14 protein-coding genes and 1 pseudogene are annotated in these 21,149 nt (G+C 67.9%); 9 read left to right on the top strand and 6 right to left on the bottom strand.

What is annotated here, in order from left to right; all coding sequences use genetic code 11:
• The 3 genes and pseudogenes from DFR40_RS17305 to DFR40_RS01870 form a co-directional block, all read left to right on the top strand.
• Positions 1–171, top strand: a pseudogene (locus DFR40_RS17305) (OmpA family protein); the annotation flags it as partial.
• A gap of 67 nt (positions 172–238) precedes the next feature.
• Positions 239–2,404: a patatin-like phospholipase family protein gene (locus DFR40_RS01875; protein ID WP_121456792.1), complete on the top strand. Its 2,166-nt coding sequence runs from the start codon at positions 239–241 to the stop codon at positions 2,402–2,404.
• Positions 2,401–5,049: a PD-(D/E)XK nuclease family protein gene (locus DFR40_RS01870; protein WP_121456791.1), complete on the top strand. Its 2,649-nt coding sequence runs from the start codon at positions 2,401–2,403 to the stop codon at positions 5,047–5,049. Before DFR40_RS01875 ends, DFR40_RS01870 begins: the two co-directional genes overlap by 4 nt.
• Here DFR40_RS01870 and DFR40_RS01865 read toward each other — a convergent pair.
• Positions 5,046–5,972 carry a LysR family transcriptional regulator gene (locus DFR40_RS01865; RefSeq protein WP_121456790.1) on the bottom strand — a complete coding sequence of 309 codons (927 nt, stop codon included), beginning with the start codon at positions 5,970–5,972 and terminating at the stop codon, positions 5,046–5,048. The two genes, DFR40_RS01870 and DFR40_RS01865, sit on opposite strands and share 4 nt — an antisense overlap.
• Before the next feature lie 123 nt (positions 5,973–6,095).
• Between DFR40_RS01865 and DFR40_RS01860 the strand changes: the two genes are divergently transcribed.
• Both DFR40_RS01860 and DFR40_RS01855 read left to right on the top strand, forming a co-directional pair.
• Positions 6,096–6,653 (top strand): flavodoxin family protein, encoded by a 558-nt coding sequence (locus tag DFR40_RS01860; RefSeq protein ID WP_121456789.1) that lies wholly within the window; start codon positions 6,096–6,098, stop codon positions 6,651–6,653.
• 37 nt (positions 6,654–6,690) lie between these two features.
• Positions 6,691–7,491: a response regulator gene (locus DFR40_RS01855; protein WP_173580984.1), complete on the top strand. Its 801-nt coding sequence runs from the start codon at positions 6,691–6,693 to the stop codon at positions 7,489–7,491.
• Here DFR40_RS01855 and DFR40_RS01850 read toward each other — a convergent pair.
• The gene (locus DFR40_RS01850) at positions 7,469–8,017 is read right to left on the bottom strand and encodes a hypothetical protein (RefSeq protein WP_121456788.1); all 549 of its coding nucleotides are present in this window, start codon (positions 8,015–8,017) and stop codon (positions 7,469–7,471) included. The two genes, DFR40_RS01855 and DFR40_RS01850, sit on opposite strands and share 23 nt — an antisense overlap.
• Complete coding sequence (locus DFR40_RS01845) at positions 8,014–9,135, bottom strand: exo-alpha-sialidase (protein WP_170160133.1); 1,122 nt, start codon at positions 9,133–9,135, stop codon at positions 8,014–8,016. Before DFR40_RS01845 ends, DFR40_RS01850 begins: the two co-directional genes overlap by 4 nt.
• A 116-nt stretch (positions 9,136–9,251) precedes the next feature.
• Here DFR40_RS01845 and DFR40_RS01840 point away from each other — a divergent pair, with 116 nt between their 5' ends.
• Positions 9,252–11,813, top strand: a complete 2,562-nt coding sequence (locus tag DFR40_RS01840) for a putative bifunctional diguanylate cyclase/phosphodiesterase (RefSeq protein ID WP_121456786.1) — start codon at positions 9,252–9,254, stop codon at positions 11,811–11,813.
• Here the strand turns inward: DFR40_RS01840 and DFR40_RS01835 are convergent, their stop codons facing one another.
• On the bottom strand, positions 11,814–12,605 hold the full coding sequence (locus DFR40_RS01835; RefSeq protein WP_121456785.1) for an enoyl-CoA hydratase: 792 nt from the start codon (positions 12,603–12,605) through the stop codon (positions 11,814–11,816). It lies immediately after the preceding gene.
• 108 nt (positions 12,606–12,713) lie between these two features.
• Here DFR40_RS01835 and DFR40_RS01830 point away from each other — a divergent pair, with 108 nt between their 5' ends.
• Together DFR40_RS01830 and dnaE are read left to right on the top strand one after the other, a co-directional pair.
• Positions 12,714–13,868 (top strand): benzoate/H(+) symporter BenE family transporter, encoded by a 1,155-nt coding sequence (locus tag DFR40_RS01830; protein WP_121456784.1) that lies wholly within the window; start codon positions 12,714–12,716, stop codon positions 13,866–13,868.
• A gap of 25 nt (positions 13,869–13,893) precedes the next feature.
• Positions 13,894–17,337 (top strand): DNA polymerase III subunit alpha, encoded by a 3,444-nt coding sequence (gene dnaE, locus DFR40_RS01825; RefSeq protein WP_173580990.1) that lies wholly within the window; start codon positions 13,894–13,896, stop codon positions 17,335–17,337.
• Position 17,338: 1 nt separating this feature from the next.
• On the opposite strand, the gene DFR40_RS01820 is transcribed toward dnaE, so the two are convergent.
• Together DFR40_RS01820 and DFR40_RS01815 are read right to left on the bottom strand one after the other, a co-directional pair.
• Entirely contained in the window at positions 17,339–18,856 is a 1,518-nt protein-coding gene (locus tag DFR40_RS01820) for a methyl-accepting chemotaxis protein (protein WP_121456782.1), read from the bottom strand.
• A gap of 95 nt (positions 18,857–18,951) precedes the next feature.
• On the bottom strand, positions 18,952–19,536 hold the full coding sequence (locus tag DFR40_RS01815; RefSeq protein WP_121456781.1) for a response regulator: 585 nt from the start codon (positions 19,534–19,536) through the stop codon (positions 18,952–18,954).
• A 163-nt stretch (positions 19,537–19,699) separates the two neighbouring features.
• Between DFR40_RS01815 and DFR40_RS01810 the strand changes: the two genes are divergently transcribed.
• Positions 19,700–21,148: a complex I subunit 4 family protein gene (locus DFR40_RS01810; protein WP_121456780.1), complete on the top strand. Its 1,449-nt coding sequence runs from the start codon at positions 19,700–19,702 to the stop codon at positions 21,146–21,148.
• Position 21,149: the final 1 nt, after the last annotated feature.

Below are 21,149 nucleotides of genomic sequence, written 5' to 3'. Positions count from 1 at the left end.
GAATACCTGGTCGCCAAGGGCATCGAAGCCAACCGCGTCTACACCGAAGGCAAGGGCAAGACCCAGCCGGTCACCGGCGACACCTGCAAGGGCAATGCCAAGACCAAGGCCCTGATCGACTGCCTGCAGCCGGATCGCCGCGTCGACATCGAAGTCATCGGCACCAAGTAAGCGGTCCCGTCGCTTCGGCCACGAAGAGCCCTGCCTCGGCAGGGCTTTTTTGCATCCGGAATCACCAATGAAGAACCGTCTCCTCATTCTTGCCGCTGCCTGCTTTCTGGCCCTGCCGGCGGCGGCCGCCCCGCGTGTCGGCCTGGTCCTCGGCGGCGGCGGTGCGCGCGGTGCCGCCCACATCGGCGTGCTCGAGGTGCTGCAGGCGCAGCGCGTGCCGATCGCCTGCGTCGCCGGCACCAGCATGGGGGCGCTGGTCGCCGGCGCTTGGGCGGCCGGCGTCTCGCCGGCGGAGATGCGGCGCAACCTGGGCGAAGTCGATTGGGGCGACCTGTTCATCGACAACCCGGAATACGCCGAGATGAGCTACCGCAGCCGGCAGATCGCGCAGCGCTACCTGCCCGGCTCGGAGAGCGGCGTCGTTGCCGACGGAGTGCGCTACCAGGGCGGTGTCGTCGCCGGCCAGAAGATCAAGCTGTTCCTCAACCGCCTGGTCGGCGGCAGCGAGTTCGAGCGGCGCATCGAGCGCCTGCCGCTGCCGCTGTCGATCATCGCCACCGACATCGGCAACGGCGAGCGCGTGGTTTTTCGCGACGGCCCGCTGAGCGCGGCGATGCGCGCCAGCATGTCGGTGCCCGGGCTGCTTGCCCCGGTCGAGATGGGCGGCCGCAAGCTGGTCGACGGCGGCCTGGTCGACAACCTGCCGGTGGCCGAGATCCGCGAGCGCTGCCAGGCCGACGTGATCATCGCCGTCGATGTCGGTTCGCCGCTGCTGGCGCCGGAGGAGGTCGGTTCGCTGATCACCGTCTCGGCGCAAATGATCGGCATCCTGACCCAGCAGAACGTCGCCCGCTCACTGACCCTGCTCGGCGAGCGCGACATCTTCCTGCAGCCGGCGCTCGGCGACATCGGTGCGACCGATTTCCAGCGCCACGACGAGGCTGCCGATGCCGGCCGGCGTGCCGCCGAGGCGGTGCTTGCCCGGCTGGCGGCGCTCGGCGTCGGTGCCGAGGCCTATGCCGCCTGGCGCGACGATCTCGAACGGGCGGCGCCGGCGTCGATCCGCATCGACGAGGTCCAGGTGGCCGGTTTGCGCCGGGTCAATCCGCAGGCCCTGGCGCGCCTGATGGAGGTCGAACCCGGCGACGTGGTCAGTGCGCGAAAGATCGACCGCGACCTGCTGCGCATCTACGGCGACGGCCATTATCAGAGCGTCGACTACACGCTGCTCGGCGACAAGGGGCGCAACATCCTGCGCGTGATGCCGGTCGAGAAACCCTGGGGGCCCGACTACCTGCGCTTCGGCATCAGCCTGCAGGCCGATGACAGCGAAGGTTCGTCGTTCGGCCTGCGTGCCGCCTACCACCGGACCTGGCTCAACGCGCTCGGCGGCGAACTGCTCTATCACGGCGAACTGGGCAGCCACAACCGCCTCGGCGTCAATTACTACCAGCCGCTCGATGCCCGCCAGCGCTTCTTCTTCGAGGCCACTGCCGGGGTCGACCAGGAACGCATCAACATCTACGAGAACGACCGCCGGATCGCCCAGTACAAAGCCTCGGAAGGCCGTGCCGGCGTCTGGCTGGGGCACAACGCCCACGTTTTCGGCGTCGTCCGCCTCGGCTGGTTGCAGCGCAAGCAACGCTACCAGCGCGACATCGGCGATCCCTTGCTGCCCGAAGTCGATGCGGCTTTCGGCGGCTGGCAGGCCAGCCTCGATTTCGACCGCTTCGACCGGATGTACTTCCCGACCCGTGGCTGGTCGGCGAAAATTGCCTACTTCAATTCGCCCAAGCTCGACTATGCCCGCCTCGACGTCGATCTGCGCGGCGCCTTCGCGGTCGCCGACACCGTCTTCAACGCCCGCGTCGGCTATACCGGTTCGCCGCGCGGCGAACTGCCGGTGTTCGACGCCGGCCGCCTCGGCGGTTTCCTGAACATGACCGCCTTCGCCCCGAACCAGTTGCTCGGCGACCAGCTGCGCTACGTCGGGCTGCGGACCGAGCAGATCGTCGGTCGCCTGCCGCTCGGCCTGCGCGGCGACCTGCGCATCGGCCTGGCGCTCGAGGCGGCGCGCGTGCAGGGGCGTTACAGCGAATCCGGGCGCGACCGCTGGCTCGACTCGACCGCCATCTATGTCGGCGGCGAGACCCCGCTCGGCCCGGCCTACCTCGGCGTCGGCCGTTCCAGTTCCGGCGTCGGCAACATCTTCCTCTTCATCGGCACGCCATGAGCGAAGACTCACTCCTGCTCTGTGCCACCAGCCGCCTGGCCCAGACGCTGCGCGGCGAGGTGCCGGCCGGGGCGGGGCGCTGGCCGACGCGGCGGGCGCTGACGATTGGCCAGTGGCTGGCGACGCTGGCCGACGAGGCCCTGCTCTGCGGCATCGAGGCGCTGCCGACGGCGCTCGACAGCGACGCCGAGCGCCTGCTCTGGGAGCAGGTGATCGCCGAGCACCTGGCCAGCGGCGCCGGCGATGCCGCTGCCCTGTTCGACCTGCCCGGGCTGGCCGCCTCGGCGATGGATGCTCACGCGCTGTGCCGGCAATGGCCGCTCAGCGCCGGCGGCGGCGCCGACGAGACGCGCCTGTTCGCCGCCTGGCAGGAGCGCTTCCTGCAACGCTGCCGCGGGCTCGGGCGGATCGACGCCGGCGGCCTGCAGCGGCGCCTGATCGAGCTGATCGAGGCCGGCCATTTCGTGCTTCCGGGCCTGGTCCGGGTCGCCGGCTTCGACCGGCCGACGCCGCTCGAACGGCGCCTGCTGGCGGCCCTCGAAGGCCGCGGCACGGTGGTTGAAAAATGGAGGAATTCGACGGTCGACCGTCAAATTCCTGCCATTTTCGCCTGCCCCGATGCCACCGCCGAATGCCGTGCCGCCGTTGCCTGGGCGCAGCGCCGGCTGGCCGCCGATCCCGGCCTGCGTCTGGCGATCGTCGCGCCCGATCTGGCCGGTGTCCGCGACCGGCTGGCGGCGCTGCTCGACGACGTCCTGCTGCCGCCGGCCATCCGCCCGGATGCGGCGGAGCTGCCGCGGCCGTTCAACATCTCGCTCGGCCGGCCGCTCGCCGAGCAGCCGCTGGTTCGCCGCGCCCTCGACCTGCTGGCGCTGGCCGGCAGTCGCGGCCGGATCGAACAGGGGCGCTTGTCGGCACTGCTGCTCGCCGGCTTCTGGGGTGCCGATACCGACGAGGCCGATGGCCGCGCGCTGCTCGACGCAGCGATGCGCCGCGAACTGCCCTACCTGACGACGCCGGCGGCGCTACCGCGGCTGGCGGCACGTCTCGGCGATCCCTGCCCGGCGACGCTGGCGGCGCTGGCGGCCGGCAGCGAGCGCCTGGCCAGCGCGCCGCGCAGCCAGACGCCGGGCGACTGGGGGCGGCACTTGCGGGCGGCGCTGACGGCCTTCGGCTGGCCCGGCCAGCGACCGCTGTCGAGCGACGAATTCCAGGCGCACCGGGCCTTCGGCGAAGTCCTCGACGGCTTCGGCCGGCTCGACGAGCTGCTCGGCAAGATCGGCCAGGGCGCCGCCCTCGCTCGTTTGCGCGAGCTCTGCCGGAATCGCGTGTTCCAGCCGGAAACCCGCGGCCAGCCGGCGATCCAGGTCCTCGGCGTGCTCGAGAGCGCGGGCCTGGCCTTCGACGGCCTCTGGGTGATGGGCCTCAACGACGACCGCTGGCCGCCGCCGCCGCGGCCGAATCCGCTGCTCGCTGCCGAGGCCCAGCGCGCTGCCGACAGTGCCCATGCCAGCGCCGAGGTCGAACTCGACTTCGCCCGCCGCGTGCATGCCCGCCTGCTTGCTTCGGCGCCCGAGGTGGTGCTCTCGTGGGCGCGCGCCGACGGCAACCGGGTGTTGCGGCCGAGCCCCCTGCTGGCCGGCGATGCGCCGCCGGCTGATTGCGACGTCCGCTTGGCAACGCTGGCCGGCCGGCTGGCCGCCACTGCCGGCCTGGTCGCCGTCGTCGACGCACAGGCGCCGCCGGTGGCGGCCGGCGAAGCGGTCGCCGGCGGCAGCTGGCTGCTGCGCGCGCAGGCGATCTGCCCGGCCTGGGCCTTCTACCAGTTCCGGCTGGGGGCGGTGGCGCTCGAGTCGCCGGTCGAAGGGCTCGACCCGGCGGCGCGTGGCACGCTGGTGCACGCGGCGCTCGAGCATTTCTGGCGGCGTACCGGCGACAGCGACGGCCTGGCCGCCTTGCTCGGCGGCGGCCTGACGGCGGCGGTGGCCGAGGCGGTGGCGGCGGCGCTGGCCGGTTTCGAGCAGCGCATGGCCTTGCCGCCGCGTTTCCGCGAACTCGAGGGCGCTCGCCTGCAGCGCCTGCTCGAGCGCTGGCTGCGCCACGAGGGCGAGCGGCGCCAGCCGTTCACGGTGGCCGCCTGCGAGCAGCAGGCGAGCGTCGAGGTCGAGGGCATCCGGGTGAACATGGTCGTCGATCGCATCGACCGGCTGGCCGACGGCCGGCTCGTCGTCATCGACTACAAGACCGGCGCCGCGATCGACATCCGCAACTGGGCCGGCGAGCGGATCACCGAGCCGCAGTTGCCGATCTACGCGGCACTGGTCGCCGGCGAGGTGGCGGCGGTGAGCTTCGCCAAGGTGCTGATCGACAAGCCGGCGTTCACCGGCGTCGCCGACAGCGGCGATCTGCTGCCCGGCGTCCAGGGCTTGGGTGACGAGCGGCAGAAGCTGTTCCCGGCCGAGCGCTTCGCCGACTGGCCGGCGGTCGTCGGTCACTGGCGAGATCGCCTGCAGGCGGTGGCCCGCGAGGTCGGTGCCGGGGTCGCCGGCGTCAGTTTCGCCAGCGAATCCGACCTGCGCTACTGCGAGGTGCTGCCGCTGCTGCGCCTGCCCGAGCGGCGCCGGCTGCAACAGGCGGCGGGCTAACCGGCGGCCGGGTCGCGCAAGCCGACGGTCAACGCCTCGACGACGTGCTTTTTGGCCAGTTCGTCGAGGAACCACTGCAGCGCCTTGCCGATCTGCCGGTTGCGCCAGGCGATGTGGCTGCGCACCGTCGGCTCCGGTTCCAGCGTCTGCAGTTCGACCAGACGGCCGGCGGCAATCTCGGCATCGGCCAGCCAGCCGGGCAGGCGGCCGATGCCGAGGCCGGCCAGCTGCGCGGCTGCCTTGCTGCGCATGTCGGGCACACGCAAGGCGTCCTGGCCGTCGATCAGGCCGATCGTCCGGGCGCTCAGTTCCTGCGAGGTGTCGGCGATGACGATGGCGCGGTGGCGCACCAGTTCGCCAGCCGGCACCGGGCCCGGCCAGGTGGCCAGCGGATGGCCGGCGGCGGCGACCAGGCGCATGCGGATCGGGCAGAGCAGGCGGCTGCTGATGCCGCCGCGCGCCGGCGGATCGCCGGGGGCGCCGATGACCAGATCGGCGCGGTCGGCGGCGAGCGCGTCCCAGGTGCCGCCGAGGACTTCGTTGCTGAGCCGGATCTGCGTCTGGTGCCCGGCTTCGTAGAAACTGCGGATCAGCGGCAGCAGCCGTTCGGCCGGAATGATCGCGTCGAGGCCGATGCGCAGCTCGGCTTCCCAGCCGGTGGCGATGCGCTGGATCCGCCGTTCGAGCTCGCGGGCGGCGCGCAGCAGGTGGCGGCCGTCCTCGAGCAGGGTGCGTCCGGCCTCGTTGAGCAGCGCCCGGCGGCCTTCGCGGGTGAACAGCGGCGTCCCGAGATCGGCCTCGAGCTTGGCCACCGCGTGCGACAGGGCCGACGGCACCCGGTGCAGCGCGGCGGCGGCGGCGGTGAAGCTGCCGTGGCGTTCGATGGCGTCGAGAACCTGCAGTTGTTCGAGCGAGATCTTCATGTGAACGATTTTGAATGAAAAGAGCGAAATTGTTCGCTATCCAGCGCCGGACTCTAGGCCTAACATGATGATCAATCAAGATTCCCGTTCAAAACGATTCATCTACATTGCGAAAGGAAAGACATGAGCAAGATCGTCGTTGTTTACCATTCCGGCTATGGCCATACCCGCCGGGTCGCCGAAACCGTCGCTGCCGCTGCCGGCGCCGAACTGCTCGCCATCGACGCCGACGGCAACCTGTCGGAAGCCGGCTGGGAACTGCTGGCCGCCGCGCCGGCGATCGTTTTCGGCACGCCGACCTACATGGGCGGCCCGAGCTGGCAGTTCAAGAAGTTCGCCGACGCCTCGTCCAAGGCCTGGTTCGGCCGCCTCTGGCAGGACAAGCTGTTCGCCGCCTTCACCTGCAGCGCCAGCCCGATCGGCGACAAGGGCGCGACGATCGGCTACCTGCAGACGCTGGCTTCGCAGCACGGCGGCCTGTGGGTCAGCCTCGGCCTGCTGCCGAGCAACACCAAGGCGGCGACCCGGCTCGACGTCAACAGCCTTGGCGGTTCCGTCGGCCTGATGGTGCAGTGCCCGTCCGATGCATCCGCCGACGAAATCCCGCAGGGTGACCTCGATACCGCCCGCCGCTTCGGCGAGCGCGTTGCCGCGGTCGCAGCCCGTTTCCGCCAGGGCTGATATAGTGAGGTCATTCCCGCTACCGGAGTGACCTCGCATGGCCCTGACCTCCTCGCTGGCCGATCTCGCCGTTCTGCTGGTCGAACCCTCGCAGATGCAGGCCAACCTTGTCGCCCGCATGCTTGCCAATCAGGGCGTGCGCCGCAGCACCGTCGTGCACACTGCGGCGGAAGCCCTGGCGGCGCTGCAGGGCGGCGCCGACGGCATGGTCGTGATCAGCAGTCTGTACCTGCCCGACATGGCCGGCACCGACCTGGTCGCGGCAATGCGCGCCCAGCCCGAGCTGGAGAGCGTGCCCTTCATCCTGGTTTCGAGCGAGACGCGGCCGCAGGTGCTTGAGCCGGTGCGCCAGTCGGGGGCCTGCTCGATCGTCGCCAAGCCGTTCAGCGAACAGCAACTGGCGCGCGCCCTCTATGCTGCCGTCGATTACCTGAATCCGCCGAACGATCTCGATCTGGCCGAGATCGAGGGGCTGCGCGTGCTGGTCGTCGACGACAGCCTGGCTTCGCGGCGCCACCTGCGCCGCTTGCTCGAGGAGCTCGGCATCGAACGCATCGTCGAGTGCGCGGACGGCCAGGCGGCGGTCGCGGTGCTGCAGGAAAGCATGTTCGACCTCGTCATCACCGACTACAACATGCCCGAAATGGATGGCCGCGAGTTGACCGAGTACATCCGTACGCAAAGCTGGCAGGCCGAGGTGCCGGTACTGATGGTGACCAGCGAGCAGAACATGGGGCGCCTGGCGGCGGTCGAAAGGGCCGGCGTTTCGGCGATCTGCGACAAGCCCTTCGAGGCTTCGAGCATCCGCCGCCTGATCAGCGACGCCTTGCGGCGATGAAGCGTACCGCGTGCTGCTGGGCCACCACGCAGGCCGCGACGAAAACCAGCAGCGGGTCGAACAACGCATCCCAGAGATTGGCGAAGAGCCCGCTGGCGTAGGCCGCCAGGTCTACGGCCAGGATCGCCAGCCACAGCGTCGCGCCGCGCAGCCAGAGGGCGACCGCGACCGGCAGCAATGCCGCCAGCAGCGCCCACGGCTGGTAGCCGAGCGCGTAGGGGTCGAAGCTGCCCCAGCCGAGCGCCGCGGGATAGAAGAGGCTGGCGAAGGCGAGCAGGCCGAGCGCCGCCGGATAATTCAGCGGCGTTTGCGGCCTCGCCGGCAGGTGCAGCAGGGCGAGCAGCAGCAGCGTCGCCGAGGGTGTCCCGAAGATTGCGTGCATGACCGGCGCGATGCCGGCCAGCAGTGCCACCGTCGTGGCCGCCAGGGCGGCGTGCGGGCGCAGGATGCCGAGCGGCAGCAGGCTGGCGAGGGCACCGAAAATCAGCCCGTGGGCGAGTAGACCGTAAGCGGCGACGGCGTTCATGGCTGGCTGGCCTCCAGCCAGGCGGCGTTGAAGCGGAGATGGCGGATGCCCTGGCGACGCCACGCGTAGGCGAGATGGATGCCGCCGTCGGCAGCGAGCAGCAGTGCCGGTTCCGAGAAATCGGCAGCGGCGTCGGCGGCCTGGTCGACGATACGGACCAGCCGCCAGTCGCGGCCTTCACGGTCGGCCAGCCACAGGGCCAGCGAGCCGCGTCCGCTGCCGGCGTTGCCGGCCAGCAGCAGCCGGCCGTCAGGCAGGCGCAGCACGGCCCGCGGCGTTTCCGGGTTGGCCGGCGACGACTGCATCAGTGTTTGCCAGTTTTCGCCGCCGTTGTCGGTACCGGCGGTGCTGTCGCCGAGCCAGGCCAATGCCCGGCCGGCGTCGATGGCGACGGCAGCCGGTGCCGTTGCCGCGCCCGCGTGCGGAATGCGCGCCTTGGCCAGGATGCGGCCGTCGGCGTCGAGGTGCAGCCATTCGCCGTGCTGCGAGAAGAGGTCGCGGCCGATCGCCAGGCCGATGCCGCCGTCGGCCAGCGCCACCGGCGGGCCGCCGAGCAGCATCCCGGCATTGCCGAACGGCGCGGCGGCGACGCGGGCCGGCCGCGTCCAGCTGGCGCCGTCGTCGGCCGAGCGGGTGTGCAGGATGGTCTGGCCGGCATGGCCGCCAATCGCCGTGGCGGTGTACCAGAGGTGCAGCCATTCGCCGTTGCGCCACAGCAGCGGCGCGCCGATCTGGCGGATGTGGGCGAACACGCTGCCGGCGGTTTCGTCGCGGGTGGTCAGCGTGTAGGGGGGCTGCCAGCTGCCGGCTTCGAGCGTCGAGAACCAGATTGCTTCCTGCGCCAGCGAACCCTCGGTCGCCGACAGCCAGCTGGCCGCGACCCGGCCATCGGCGAGCAGGGTCAGGCTGGGGCTGGCCGCGAACTTGCCGACGCCGGGCAGCATGTCAACCTGCATCCAGGCCGCGCCAGCGGGGGTGGGGGCGTTCGTCGCCGGCGCAAAGCGCACCTCCGGTACCTGCGGCAGGCGCCAGACGGCGGCGCCGAATGCTGCCAGGAAGGCAAGGGCGGCCAGGTGGCGGGCAAGTTTCGGCGGGCAGGACAAGGACAAGGTCGACATGTCCCGGATTGTACCCGGCGGCATCGCCCGGATGACGCTCCCGGCGCAGCTGGCTTGCCTTTCCGGGCGTCCGGCGGGGGCGTTTGGTGATAATCTTGCGCCCCAGGGAGAACGTTATGCGCATTAACCGATTCATTCTGGCGACATCGGCGGTTGTTGCCGCCCTGTTTTTCGGCGGTGCCTACTGGTCGCTCGACCGGGTTTTCGACAACATCGTGCGGACCAATGCCGCACGCGCCTCGGATGCGGCGACCCGGATCACCTTTGCCGCGATGTACCAGCTGATGAGCCAGGGCTGGAGCCGCAGTCAGGCCGACGACTTCCTGCGTGGCATGGCCAGTTCCGGCGATGGCAGCAGCATGCAGGTGCAGGTCTATCGCGGTCCGCTGGTGGTCGATGTCTACGGCGTGATCGCCCAGCCCGATCTCGACGATGCGCTGCGCGAGGCGATGGCCAGCGGCCGCTCGCTGCGCATCGACAGCAGCGAGGAAGCCCGCCACATCTACCCGCTGATCGCCGACGAGCGCTGCCTGAAGTGCCACGCCAACGCCACGCCCGGTGTTGCCCTTGGCGCCATCGAGGTGCGTCAGCAATACGCCGGCCTGCTCGCCGATGCGCGCCGCGAACTGCTCCTCGCCTTCGCCGCGATGCTGCCGCTGGCTGGCCTGTTTGCCGGCGCAGCCGTCTGGTGGGTGGGACGCCGCATCGAAGGCGCAGTCGAGAGTCTCCAGGAAGAGTTTGAAAAGGTTGGCGCGGTCGCCGACCTGAAGGCACTGGCCGTCGCCGAGCGCGATTTCGGTTTCGTCGAGCTGAACCGCATCGACGCTGCCCTGCGTGCCCTGCTCGGCAAGTTGCGCGGGATCGCCGTGGACAAGGAAATCCTGACCTTCGAGATCGGCCTGCTCGAGAAATTCGTGATCACCGCCGACGTCGTCCGCGACTGGCGCGAGTACGTCTGCCGACTGCTCATCGACATCAACGGCATCCTGCCGGCGCATACGCTGTTCTCGATCTTCAAGATCGACGACGAGATGTTCGACCTCGAGGTCTTCTGGTTCGGTCCGGTCACCGCCGAGACCAAGCGGCGGATGGAGCACTACATCCGCGAGGAATTGCTGCGTACCTCGAGTTTCGCCGACAGCGGCGCCTTTGCCATCCATCATCACATCGCCAACAGCGACGGGCCGCTGGTCGAGTTGAGCGAGGACGAGGTCGCCGTTCGGGTCAAGTCCTTCTTCGTCGACAAGCCGAAGATCGGCGGTATCGTCGGCATCGGCGTCCATGCCGGCGTGCTCGACGACGAGACCCGCTACCTGGTGGTCGAAAGCGTGCTGTCGACGCTGCTCAACGTCGTCGGTTCGGTCAAGGCGATCTACAAGTACACCCGCGACCTCGAGTACTACGCCACCCGCGACCCGCTGACCGACCTGTTCAACCAGCGTGTCTTCTGGGAGCTGTCGTCCTACGAGGTCGGCCGCGCCCAGCGCCACGGGTACAGCTTCGGCCTGCTGCTGATCGACCTCGATAACTTCAAGCTGGTCAACGACAACCATGGCCACGCGGTCGGCGATACCTACCTGCAGCGCTTCGCACGCCAGGTCCAGGGCGCCCTGCGTGACGGCGACATCCTTGCCCGTTACGGTGGCGACGAGTTCGTCGCGCTGTTGCCGGAGGCGACCCAGGAAACCGTCGTCGTCGTCGCCCAGCGCATCCGCAATGCCGTCGAGCAACTCGAGATCGTCACCCCGGAAGGCGTGCGCCTGCACGGGACGGTATCGATCGGCCTGGCCGTCTATCCGGACCACGCCGACAGCACCAAGGACCTGCTGATGTTCGCCGACAACATGATGTATCGCGCCAAGGCGGCCGGCAAGGACCAGGTCGCGGTGCCGTCGCAGGACGACGTCGTCGAGATTTTCCGCGACATCTCGCAGAAGAGCCTGATGGTCATCGAGGCGATCGAGAACCAGCGCGTCGTGCCCTGGTTCCAGCCGATCCTCGACGTCGGCACGCGCCAGGTCGTCGCTTACGAGGTGTTGTCGCGGATCAGCCTCGAGGGGCAGATGATCCGTGCCGACGAGTTCGTCGAGATCGCCGAGAAGATCGGCGTCATCCATCGCCTCGACATGCTCGTCCTCGAGCGGGCGCTGGCCTCGCTGTCGAAGCAAGGGCATGACGGCGAGATCTTCGTCAACCTGTCGCCGCGCGCCCTGGTGTTCAGCGAGTTCGCCCGCGACCTGCGCCGCATCATCGCGGCCAGCGACGTGGCGCCCGAGCGCATCGTGTTCGAGATCACCGAGCGCGACACGGTCAAGAACCTGGCACTGCTCGAGCGTTTCCTGCTCGACCTGAAGGCCGACGGTTTCAAGCTGGCGATCGACGACTTCGGCTCCGGGTTCTCGTCCTTCCACTACCTGCGGCGTTTCCCGATCGACTACCTGAAGATCGAGGGCGATTTCATCGCCAACATGCTCAACAGCGACAAGGACCGTACCTTCGTCACCAGCATCCGCTCGCTGGCGCGCGAGATGGGCATCGCCGTCGTCGCCGAGTACGTCGAGTCGCCGGAAGTGCTGCACGAACTCGAGCGGATGGAAATCCATCGCGCCCAGGGTTACTACATCGGTCGCCCGGCCCCGGACGTGATCGCCCGGGACTGGTTGCCGCCGGCGGCCTGATCAGCAGCCGCGGTAGTTCGGCGGACGCTTCTCCATGAAAGCGTCGATGCCTTCGCCGGCATCTTCGCTCATCATGTTGCAGGCCATCACTTCGGCAGCGTAGTCGTAGGCCTCGCCCAGCCCCATCTCCAGCTGCCGGTAGAACATGCCCTTGCCCATGCGCACGGCGACCGCGCTCTTGGCGAGGATCGCCTGGGCCAGGCGCTCGACTTCCGCGTCGAGCGCGTCGGCCGGGACGACCCGGTTGACCAGGCCCTTGGCGCGGGCTTCCATGGCGTCGATGAATTCACCGGTCAACAGCATTTCCAGGGCATTTTTGCGGCCCAGGTTGCGCGCCAGCCCGACTGCCGGCGTCGAGCAGAAGAGGCCGACGTTGATGCCGGAGACGGCGAACTTGGCCACATCGGCGGCGACCGCCAGGTCGCACATCGAGACCAGCTGGCAGCCGGCGGCGGTGGCGATGCCGTGCACGCGGGCGATCACCGGCTGCGGCATGCGGGTGATCGTGAGCATCAGGTCGCCGCACTGGCGGAACAGCGCCTGCATGAACTCCTTGCGGTGGTTGGCACGCATCTCCTTGAGGTCGTGGCCGGCGCAGAAAGCCTTGCCGGCGCCACCGATGACGACGACGCGGACGGCCGGGTCGGCGGCAATGGCGTCGAGTTCCTGCTGCAGCGCGCTCAGCATCTCGCGCGACAGCGAGTTGAACTGACCGGGGCGGTTCAGCGTCAGCTGGCAGAGTCCGTCGGCGCGGTCGCTGCGCAGCAGGCAGGGTTCGTTCGGGCTGTTCATGAGGTCTCCTCGTTGTTGGTGTGCGGTCAATGTAGCCGATTCGGGCTGGCTGCTCCAGCCGGCGCCGGGCTGCTATGATGCCGGGCTGTTTTCAGGGAGCTTTTCTCGATGCGCCGCCTGTTTTCGCCCTCGCACCTGAGCGCCGGCTTCATCGCCGTCCTCGTCGGCTACACCAGTTCCGCCGCGATCGTCTTTCAGGCGGCCAGCGCCGCCGGCGGTTCGGCTGCCGATATCGGCTCCTGGCTGTGGGCCCTAGGTATCGGCATGTTCGCCACCTCGGTCGGCCTGTCGCTGCGTTTTCGCGCTCCGGTCCTCACCGCCTGGTCGACGCCGGGCGCCGCGTTGCTTGCCAGCGGCCTGGTCGGTGTGCCGATGGCCGAAGCGATCGGCGCATTCCTGTTTGCCTCGGCGCTGATCGTTGCCTGCGGCGTTTTCGGGCTGTTCGACGCGATCATGCGCCATGTCCCGAAGACGCTGGCGGCGGCACTGCTTGCCGGTGTCCTGACGCGTTTCGGGCTGGCCCTGTTCACTTCGCTGGCCGGGCAGTTGCTGCTGGTCGGCCTGATGTTCGTCGTTTACCTCGGCGGCAAGCGCTGGCTGCCGCGCTATGCGGTGCCGCTGGCCTTTCTCGCCGGCCTGCTCTGCGCTGCCGGCAGTGGCATGATCGAGACGGGTGGTCTGGCCCTGACGCTGGCCATGCCGGTGTGGACGACGCCGACGTTTTCCCTGACCACGCTGATCGGCGTCGGCCTGCCGCTGTTCGTCGTCACCATGGCCAGCCAGAACCTGCCCGGCTTGGCCGTGCTCCGTGCCAACGGTTATGCGACACCGGCCTCGCCGCTGATCACCTGGACCGGCCTCGCTGGCCTGGTGCTGGCTCCGTTCGGCGGCTTTGCCTTCAACCTGGCGGCGATCACCGCCGCCATCTGCATGAGTCCGGCCGCCGATCCCGATCCGGCGCAACGCTACCGTGCCGCCATCTGGGCTGGCCTGTTCTACCTGCTGACCGGCCTCTTCGGGGCGACCGTGGCCGGCCTGTTCACCGCCTTGCCGGCAGCGCTGGTTGCGGCGATCGCCGGCCTGGCCCTGCTCGGCACGATCGGCAACAGCCTCGGCGCGGCGCTGGCCGAAGAGCGCGAACGCGAGGCGGCGCTGGTGACCTTCCTGTGTACGGCATCAGGCATTTCGCTGTTCGGCATCGGCAGCGCCTTCTGGGGGCTGGTGCTCGGGATGCTGGTGCTGAAGGCCTGGCCGCCGCGATGAGCCCGCCCGGGTTAAAATCCCAGAGATGAACTCGCCGCGCTACGTCCATCTTCGTCTTCACTCGGAATATTCGGTCACCGACGGCATCGTCCGCATCGGCGATGCCGTCAAGCGGGCGGCCGCCGACGGCATGCCGGCCCTGGCGCTGACCGACCTCGGCAACCTGTTCGGCCTGGTCAAGTTCTATACCGGCGCCCGCGGCAAGGGCGTCAAGCCGGTTGCCGGCGCCGACGTCTGGATCACCAACCCGGAATCGCCCGAGGACCCCTATCGCCTGCTGCTGCTGGTGCGCGATCGCAAGGGTTACCAGCAGTTGTGCGAGTTGCTGACCCGCGCCTACACCGTCGACGGTCGCCGCGACCGTGCCGAGATCCGCCGCGAATGGTTGTCCGAGATCGGCTGCGACGGCCTGATCGCGCTCTCCGGCGCGCACCTCGGCGATGTCGGCGAGGCCCTGCTGAACGGCAATTTCGAACTGGCCGGCGAGCGTGCGCAGGCCTGGGAGCGGATCTTCCCCGGCGCTTTCTACCTCGAGGTGCAACGCTACGGCCAGGCACAGCAGGAAGCGATCGTCCAGCAGACCGCCGATCTGGCCGGCGAAACCGGCCTGCCGCTGGTCGCCACGCATCCGATCCAGTTCATGGGCCGCGACGATTTCCGTGCCCACGAGGCGCGGGTCTGCATCGCCGAGGGCTACGTGCTCGGCGACCACCGGCGGCCGAAGATCTATACCGAGGAACAGTATTTCAAGAGCCAGGCGGAGATGGTCGAGCTTTTCGCCGACCTGCCGGAAGCCCTCGAAAATACGCTGGAAATCGCCCGCCGCTGCAATATCGAGATGACGCTGGGCAAGAACTTCCTGCCCAATTTCCCGATCCCGGAGGGGATGACCATCGACCAGTTCCTGGTGCACGAAGCCGAGCAGGGACTGGAAAAGCGGCTGGTCGAACTCTATCCCGATCCCGAGGTCAGGGCGCAGCGGCGGCCGGAGTACGACGAGCGCCTGAAGTTCGAGTGCAACACCATCATCCAGATGGGCTTCCCGGGCTACTTCCTGATCGTTGCCGACTTCATCAACTGGGCCAAGCACAACGGGGTCCCGGTTGGCCCCGGCCGGGGTTCGGGCGCCGGTTCGCTGGTCGCCTACTCGCTGCGCATCACCGACCTCGATCCGCTCGCCTACGCGCTGCTGTTCGAGCGCTTCCTGAATCCGGAACGGGTCTCGATGCCCGACTTCGACGTCGACTTCTGCCAGGACAACCGCTGGCGCGTCATCGAATACGTGCGCGAGCACTACGGCGCCGAGGCGGTCAGCCAGATCGCCACCTTCGGTACGATGTCGTCGAAGGCGGTGATCCGCGACGTCGGCCGCGTGTTCGGTCTGCCTTATTCGATGTGCGACCGCATCTCGAAGCTGATTCCGATCGTCCAGAACAAGCCGGTGTCGCTGGCCGAGGCGCTCGAGCAGGAACCGCAGCTGCGCGAGATGATGGAAGGCGACGGCGACGGCGAAACCATCCGCGAGCTGTTCGACCTGGCCAGCCGCCTCGAGGATCTCACCCGCAACGTCGGCATGCACGCCGGCGGCGTGCTCATCGCGCCGGGCAAGATCACCGACTTCTGCCCGATCTACCAGGCCACCGGCGCCGACGCCTCGCCCGTCTCGCAGTTCGACAAGGACGACGTCGAGAAGGCCGGTCTGGTGAAGTTCGACTTCCTCGGCCTGCGCAACCTGACGATTATCGAACTGGCGCTCAAGTACATCGAGCGCATGACCGGCGAGAAGCTCGACCTGATGTCGCTCGGCTTCGAGGACCCCGGGGCCTACCAGATCCTCAAGGACGCCAACACCACGGCGATCTTCCAGGTCGAATCCGAGGGCATGAAGAAGCTCCTGAAGAAGCTCGCCCCCGACCGTTTCGAAGACATCATCGCCGTGCTCGCGCTCTATCGTCCCGGCCCGCTCGGCTCCGGGATGGTGGACGACTTCATCCTGCGGAAAAAGGGCCAGCAGGCCATCGATTATTTCCACCCCGACCTGACCGCCTGCCTGGCGCCGACCTACGGCGTCATCGTGTATCAGGAACAGGTCATGCAGATCTCGCAGATCATCGGCGGCTACACCCTCGGTGGTGCCGACATGCTGCGCCGGGCGATGGGCAAGAAGAAGCCCGAGGAAATGGCCAAGCACCGCGAGACGATCGCCGCCGGGGCCAGGGAAAAGGGCTACGATCCGGCGCTGGCCGAGCAGCTGTTCGACCTGATGACCAAGTTCGCGGAGTACGGCTTCAACAAGTCGCACACCGCCGCCTACGCCGTCGTCACCTATCACACCGCCTGGCTGAAGAAATACCACTGCGCGGCCTTCATGGCGGCGACCATGTCCTCCGACATGGACAACACCGACACGGTCAAGATTTTCTACGAGGACACCGTCGCCAACAAGGTCAAGGTCCTCGGTCCAGACGTCAATGCCTCGGCCTATCGCTTCGAACCGGTCGACCGCGAAACCATCCGCTACGGACTGGGGGCGGTCAAGGGGACCGGCGAGCAGGCGGTCAACGACATCCTGCGCGCGCGCGAGGCCGGTGGCCCGTTCAAGGACCTGTTCGATTTCTGCCAGCGCTGCGACAAGCGCATGGTCAACCGTCGCACCATCGAGGCGCTGATCAAGGCCGGTGCCTTCGACAGCATCGATGCCGACCGCCACAAGCTGATCGCCTCGGTCGGCATCGCCATGGAGTACGCCGAGCAGGTCGAACGCAACGCGATGCAGACCAGCCTGTTCGACATCGGCGATGTCGCCGAGGCGCATGCGCCGCAGTACCTGACGGTCAAACCCTGGGACGAGAAGACGCAACTGATGGAGGAAAAGACCGCGCTCGGTTTCTTCTTCTCCGGCCACCCCTACAACACCTGCAAGCGGGAATTGGCCCGTTTTGTCCGTCGACCGTTGAATCGCCTCGAGCCGGCCAAGGAAATGACCGTGCTCGCCGGTATCGTCGTCGGCGTGCGCACGCAGATGACCCGGCGCGGCAAGATGCTTTTCGTCCAGGTCGATGACGGCACGGCGATGGTCGAGGTCTCGGTGTTCAACGAATTGTTCGAGGCCGAGCGGGCCAAGATCGTCACCGACGAGGTTCTGGTCATCGAGGGCAAGGTCAGCTACGACGATTTTTCCGGCGGCAACCGTGTCGTGGCCGACAAGCTGCTGACCATCGGCGAGGCGCGGGCGCGCTTTGCCAAGCACCTGATGCTGAAGATGAACGGCAGTTCAGATGCGCATCGTCTGCGCGCCCTGCTGCAGCCGTTTGCCCCGGGGCCGGCGGCGGTGCGCATCCGCTACCGCAACGCCAGCGCCGAGTGCGAACTGCAGCTTGGCCAGGCCTTGCGGGTGCGTCTCGACGATGCCCTGATCGACGCGCTTTCCGGCTGGCTGCAGCCGGAAAACGTCGAGATCGTCTACTGACTCAGGCGACCAGCTCGCTCTTGAAGCCGATGCGTACGGCGCCCCAGTGGCGGCCGTTGATGACGATCGGCATCGACAGGTCGTTGAGGATTTCGCCGGTATCGCGGACGTAGGTCTGGAACAGCGACGACTTCTGGTTCTTGGCCAGCTTGAGACCGACCGGATCGCTGAAGATGCGCTTGTGCCGGCACTTGGTCAGATCGGCCGCGGGGTCCCCGCTGGGCGGGTTGGAGAAAATGCCGTTGTGCGCCGGCGCGTAGCCGTTGCTGTCCACCGCCAGTGAATAGACCAGGCCGGGTACGTCTACCAGCAGGCGGTCGTAGAGCGCGGTCAGCTCGCTGTCGCACTGGCCGTCGTAGGTGGTGGTGAAACGTTTCGGGTTGGAGCCGGGGATGTCCTTGTAGGCCTGGTCAAAGACATTGACGCCACGTTCGGCGAGACGCTGCAGGATGCCGGCGACCTGGTCGCGGAAGTCGGCGCAGCGGTCATGCAGGGTGTCGAACATGCTGTTGCCGGTGCGGAAATCGGCCAGCGTGCATTGCAGGTCCTCGGTCGATTCGCGCAGCGTCCTGGCCGACTCCTGGCACTGTTTCATCCGTCCCGAGATATCCACCGAGTGATTGCGGATTTCCTCGACCTCGTGGTGAATCGCCTCGTTGCTCTCGCGCAGGTTGTAGATCGCGCTGGCGATGGTCGCCAGCTGTTCGGTCGTGCGCTTGAAATCGCCGACCATCGTGCCGAGGTCGCTGGCCGAGGTTTCGACGTATTCGTTGGCGCGGGTAACCTCGCTGACGATGGTCTGGGTCTTTTCCGAGGTGTCGGCGACCAGGTTGATCATCGACTGGGTGTTCTGGCCGATCACCTGGGTCGCCGTCTTGACCTTTTCGGCCAGCTTGCGGACTTCGTCGGCAACCACCGCGAACCCGCGCCCGGCTTCGCCGGCGCGGGCGGCTTCGATCGCCGCGTTGAGGGCGAGCAGGTTGGTCTGGTCGGAAATGTCGTTGATCAGCGAGACGATCTCGTTGATCTTCATCGAGCTGGTGTGCAGTTCGCCGACCGTCGTCGAGAAATGCTCGATGTGCTGGTTGGTCGAGCGCATCGTGCTCGCCACCGTTTCCATCTGCGACAGCGAGCGCTGCGCCAGGTCGAGGTTGTTCTGCGTCGAGGCCTGGATCGCGTCGGCGTTCATCGCCACCTCGCCGACGGCGATGGTGACCCGGTTGCTCGATTCGAAGATGTCGGCGGCCAGTGCTTCCTGGCGGCGGACGGCATCGCCGGTCAGCTGCACCAGGTGGTTCATCCGCGCGGCGTCGGAGGCGATGCTGACGCTGCTTGCGCGGGCGTGGGTGATCAGGCCGCGGATGCGCGCGAAGAAGCGGTTGAGGTTGCCCGCGATCCGACCCGTGGCGTCATTGCCCGTGCTGGCCACGGGCTGGGCGAGATCCGCACGACCGTCGGCGATCGCCGCGATGTCGCGGTCGATCCGGTCGAGCGAGGCGTTGTTTCCGAACCATCCCATCTTTTGTCTCCTGTCTGGTTGTTGTCGTCGGAAAGGGATTCGTGCGTAGCCTGGCCGGTCTTCGTTAACTCCTCAAGCGGGTCGTTCGCTGTCGTTCAGCTGCGCTGGCGCGCCGCCAGGCGGCCGAGAACGAAGCCCTTGAGCTCGTGGAAGGGGATCGGCTTGGCGAATACGGTGACGTCGGCCGGCATGCCGCGCTCGCGGATCTCGTCGGCGTCGATGGCACTGACGACGATGATGTCCATGCTGCTCAGGTCGGGCATCGTGCGCAGCCGGCGGATCATCTCGAAACCGTCCATGCCGGGCATCATCAGGTCGGCGATCAGGATGTCGGGCATCTGCTGACCGACCTGAAGCAGGCCTTCGAAACCGTCGCCGACGATGCGCAGCGTGATCGGCAGCTTCCAGCTGTCGAACGTCATCTGGTAGAGCTTCTGCAAGGTCGGATCATCCTCGGCGACGAGGATGTCGAGCTGGCCCGAGGCTTCGCCGGGGCGGGCGATCTGCTTGCGGCGCTTGGCCAGCAGGGCTTCGACCGAGCTGGCGGGAATGCGCCGGTGGCCGCCGGCCGTCTTCCAGGCATCGAGAACACCACTCTCGACCATGTTCTGCACGGTGCCCAGGGAAACGCCAAGGCGCTGGGCGGCTTGCCGGGTGCTGAGGAATTCGTTGTCTGCCATAGTCGTCTTCAAATTGCAAAATCTGCCAAATTGTAACTGAATGATTGTTCATTTGGGCAAGGAATCACCCCTTACCTTTGTCAATTTGATGGTTTTGCCATTCCGTGCCCGCGGGCTGGCATAATCCGTCCATCAAAATGACAACGATAAGGGCGGAGGAAGGGTGCTGAAGCTGCTGGTGTTCCTGCCGGTGTTCGGCGCCGCGTTGCTGGCCGTGATTCCGGGCCAGCACCGGCAATTGCTGTGGCGCCTGGCATTGGCCTGGGCGCTCGCGGCGCTGCTCGTCACCGGCGCCTTGCTCGTTGTCTTCGATCCGGCCGGCGCGCCGGTGCAACTGTTCGAAAGCCGCGCCTGGAACGCCCGCCTCGGCTCCTACTTCGCGCTCGGTATCGACGGCATTTCCCTGTCCATGGTCGGGTTGACCGCGCTATTGACGCTGGTCGCGGTGCTCGTCTCGCGCCACATCGACAGTCCGCGTCTCTACTACGTGCTGCTGCTGCTCCTGCAGTCGGCGATGTTCGGCGTGTTTACCGCACGCGACTGGTCGCTCTTCTACGTCTTCTGGGAAGCGACGCTGATCCCGCTGTTTTTCATGATCGACCGGCTCGGCGGCGAGAATCGCCAGCGTGCGGCGCTGAACTTCTTCCTGTACACGCTGGGCGGTTCGGTGTTCATGCTGGTCGCGCTGCTCTTCCTTTATGACGCGGCGCCCGGCCACAGCTTCGCCATGCACGACATGGCCGAGGGGGGGCGCGGCCTGCCGCCGGCCATGCAGTTGCTGATCTTCGCCGGCCTGTTCATCGGCTTCGCCGTCAAGATGCCGGTGGTGCCGCTGCACGGCTGGTTGCCGCTGGCCCATGTCGAGGCGCCCAGCCCGGTGTCCATCCTGCTTTCCGGCGTCTTGCTGAAGATGGGTGCCTACGGGCTGATCCGGGCGGCCGAGACCTTGCCGGCGGCCTTCGTTGCGGTCCAGGACGGGCTGGCGGCCCTGGCCCTGGCCAGCCTGCTCTACGGCGCGCTGCTCGCCTGGCGGCAGCAGGACCTGAAGGCGATGGTCGCGTATTCGTCGATCTCGCACATGGGCATCGTCCTGCTCGGGATCGCCGCGCTCGATCCCGCCGGCTTCAACGGCGCCGTGCTGCAGATGGTCGCGCACGGCCTGTCGGCGGCGCTGCTTTTCCTCGTCGTCGGGCTGCTCTACCGGCGCACGCACAGTCGTGACCTGGCCGACTACGACGGCCTGCGTGGCCGCGCGCCGCGCTTCGCCTTCTTCGTCGCCTTCGGACTGTTCGCCGCGATCGGCCTGCCCGGCAGCGCCGGTTTCGTTGCCGAGCTGCACGTGCTGGTCGGCGCCTTCCGTCATTGGGGGCTGTGGGTGATCGGGCTCGGCCTGGCGATGCTGGTCGGCGCCGCCTACGGCCTGCGCGTCGTCGGTCACCTGCTGCGCCCGGCCGTCCGCAGCACCGGTCCGGACGACATGAGCGGCAGCGAGACCGTCGCCGCCGGGCTGCTTGCCGCCGGCATCGTCGTCGTCGGCATCTGGCCGGCGCCGTTGCTGACGCTGGTCGGCGGCAGCACCGCGCGCATCGCCGCGCTGTTTGCCGGGAGCTGAG

Origin of the sequence: Azonexus fungiphilus (genome assembly GCF_003634965.1) — a bacterium.
Classification (GTDB): domain Bacteria; phylum Pseudomonadota; class Gammaproteobacteria; order Burkholderiales; family Rhodocyclaceae; genus Azonexus; species Azonexus fungiphilus.
The sequence above is the reverse complement of the archived record's forward strand: the minus strand, read 5'-3'. Positions and strand labels throughout refer to the sequence as shown.

What these genes read in the sequence shown, in the direction of transcription:
- DFR40_RS01830 (WP_121456784.1), top strand. Translation starts at nt 12,714, where the DNA reads ATGCGCCGCCTGTTTTCGCCCTCGCACCTGAGCGCCGGCTTCATCGCC.
- DFR40_RS01850 (WP_121456788.1), bottom strand. Translation starts at nt 8,017, where the DNA reads ATGAACGCCGTCGCCGCTTACGGTCTACTCGCCCACGGGCTGATTTTC.
- DFR40_RS01840 (WP_121456786.1), top strand. Translation starts at nt 9,252, where the DNA reads ATGCGCATTAACCGATTCATTCTGGCGACATCGGCGGTTGTTGCCGCC.
- dnaE (WP_173580990.1), top strand. Translation starts at nt 13,894, where the DNA reads ATGAACTCGCCGCGCTACGTCCATCTTCGTCTTCACTCGGAATATTCG.
- DFR40_RS01870 (WP_121456791.1), top strand. Translation starts at nt 2,401, where the DNA reads ATGAGCGAAGACTCACTCCTGCTCTGTGCCACCAGCCGCCTGGCCCAG.
- DFR40_RS01855 (WP_173580984.1), top strand. Translation starts at nt 6,691, where the DNA reads ATGGCCCTGACCTCCTCGCTGGCCGATCTCGCCGTTCTGCTGGTCGAA.
- DFR40_RS01820 (WP_121456782.1), bottom strand. Translation starts at nt 18,856, where the DNA reads ATGGGATGGTTCGGAAACAACGCCTCGCTCGACCGGATCGACCGCGAC.
- DFR40_RS01860 (WP_121456789.1), top strand. Translation starts at nt 6,096, where the DNA reads ATGAGCAAGATCGTCGTTGTTTACCATTCCGGCTATGGCCATACCCGC.
- DFR40_RS01875 (WP_121456792.1), top strand. Translation starts at nt 239, where the DNA reads ATGAAGAACCGTCTCCTCATTCTTGCCGCTGCCTGCTTTCTGGCCCTG.
- DFR40_RS01815 (WP_121456781.1), bottom strand. Translation starts at nt 19,536, where the DNA reads ATGGCAGACAACGAATTCCTCAGCACCCGGCAAGCCGCCCAGCGCCTT.
- DFR40_RS01865 (WP_121456790.1), bottom strand. Translation starts at nt 5,972, where the DNA reads ATGAAGATCTCGCTCGAACAACTGCAGGTTCTCGACGCCATCGAACGC.
- DFR40_RS01845 (WP_170160133.1), bottom strand. Translation starts at nt 9,135, where the DNA reads ATGTCGACCTTGTCCTTGTCCTGCCCGCCGAAACTTGCCCGCCACCTG.
- DFR40_RS01835 (WP_121456785.1), bottom strand. Translation starts at nt 12,605, where the DNA reads ATGAACAGCCCGAACGAACCCTGCCTGCTGCGCAGCGACCGCGCCGAC.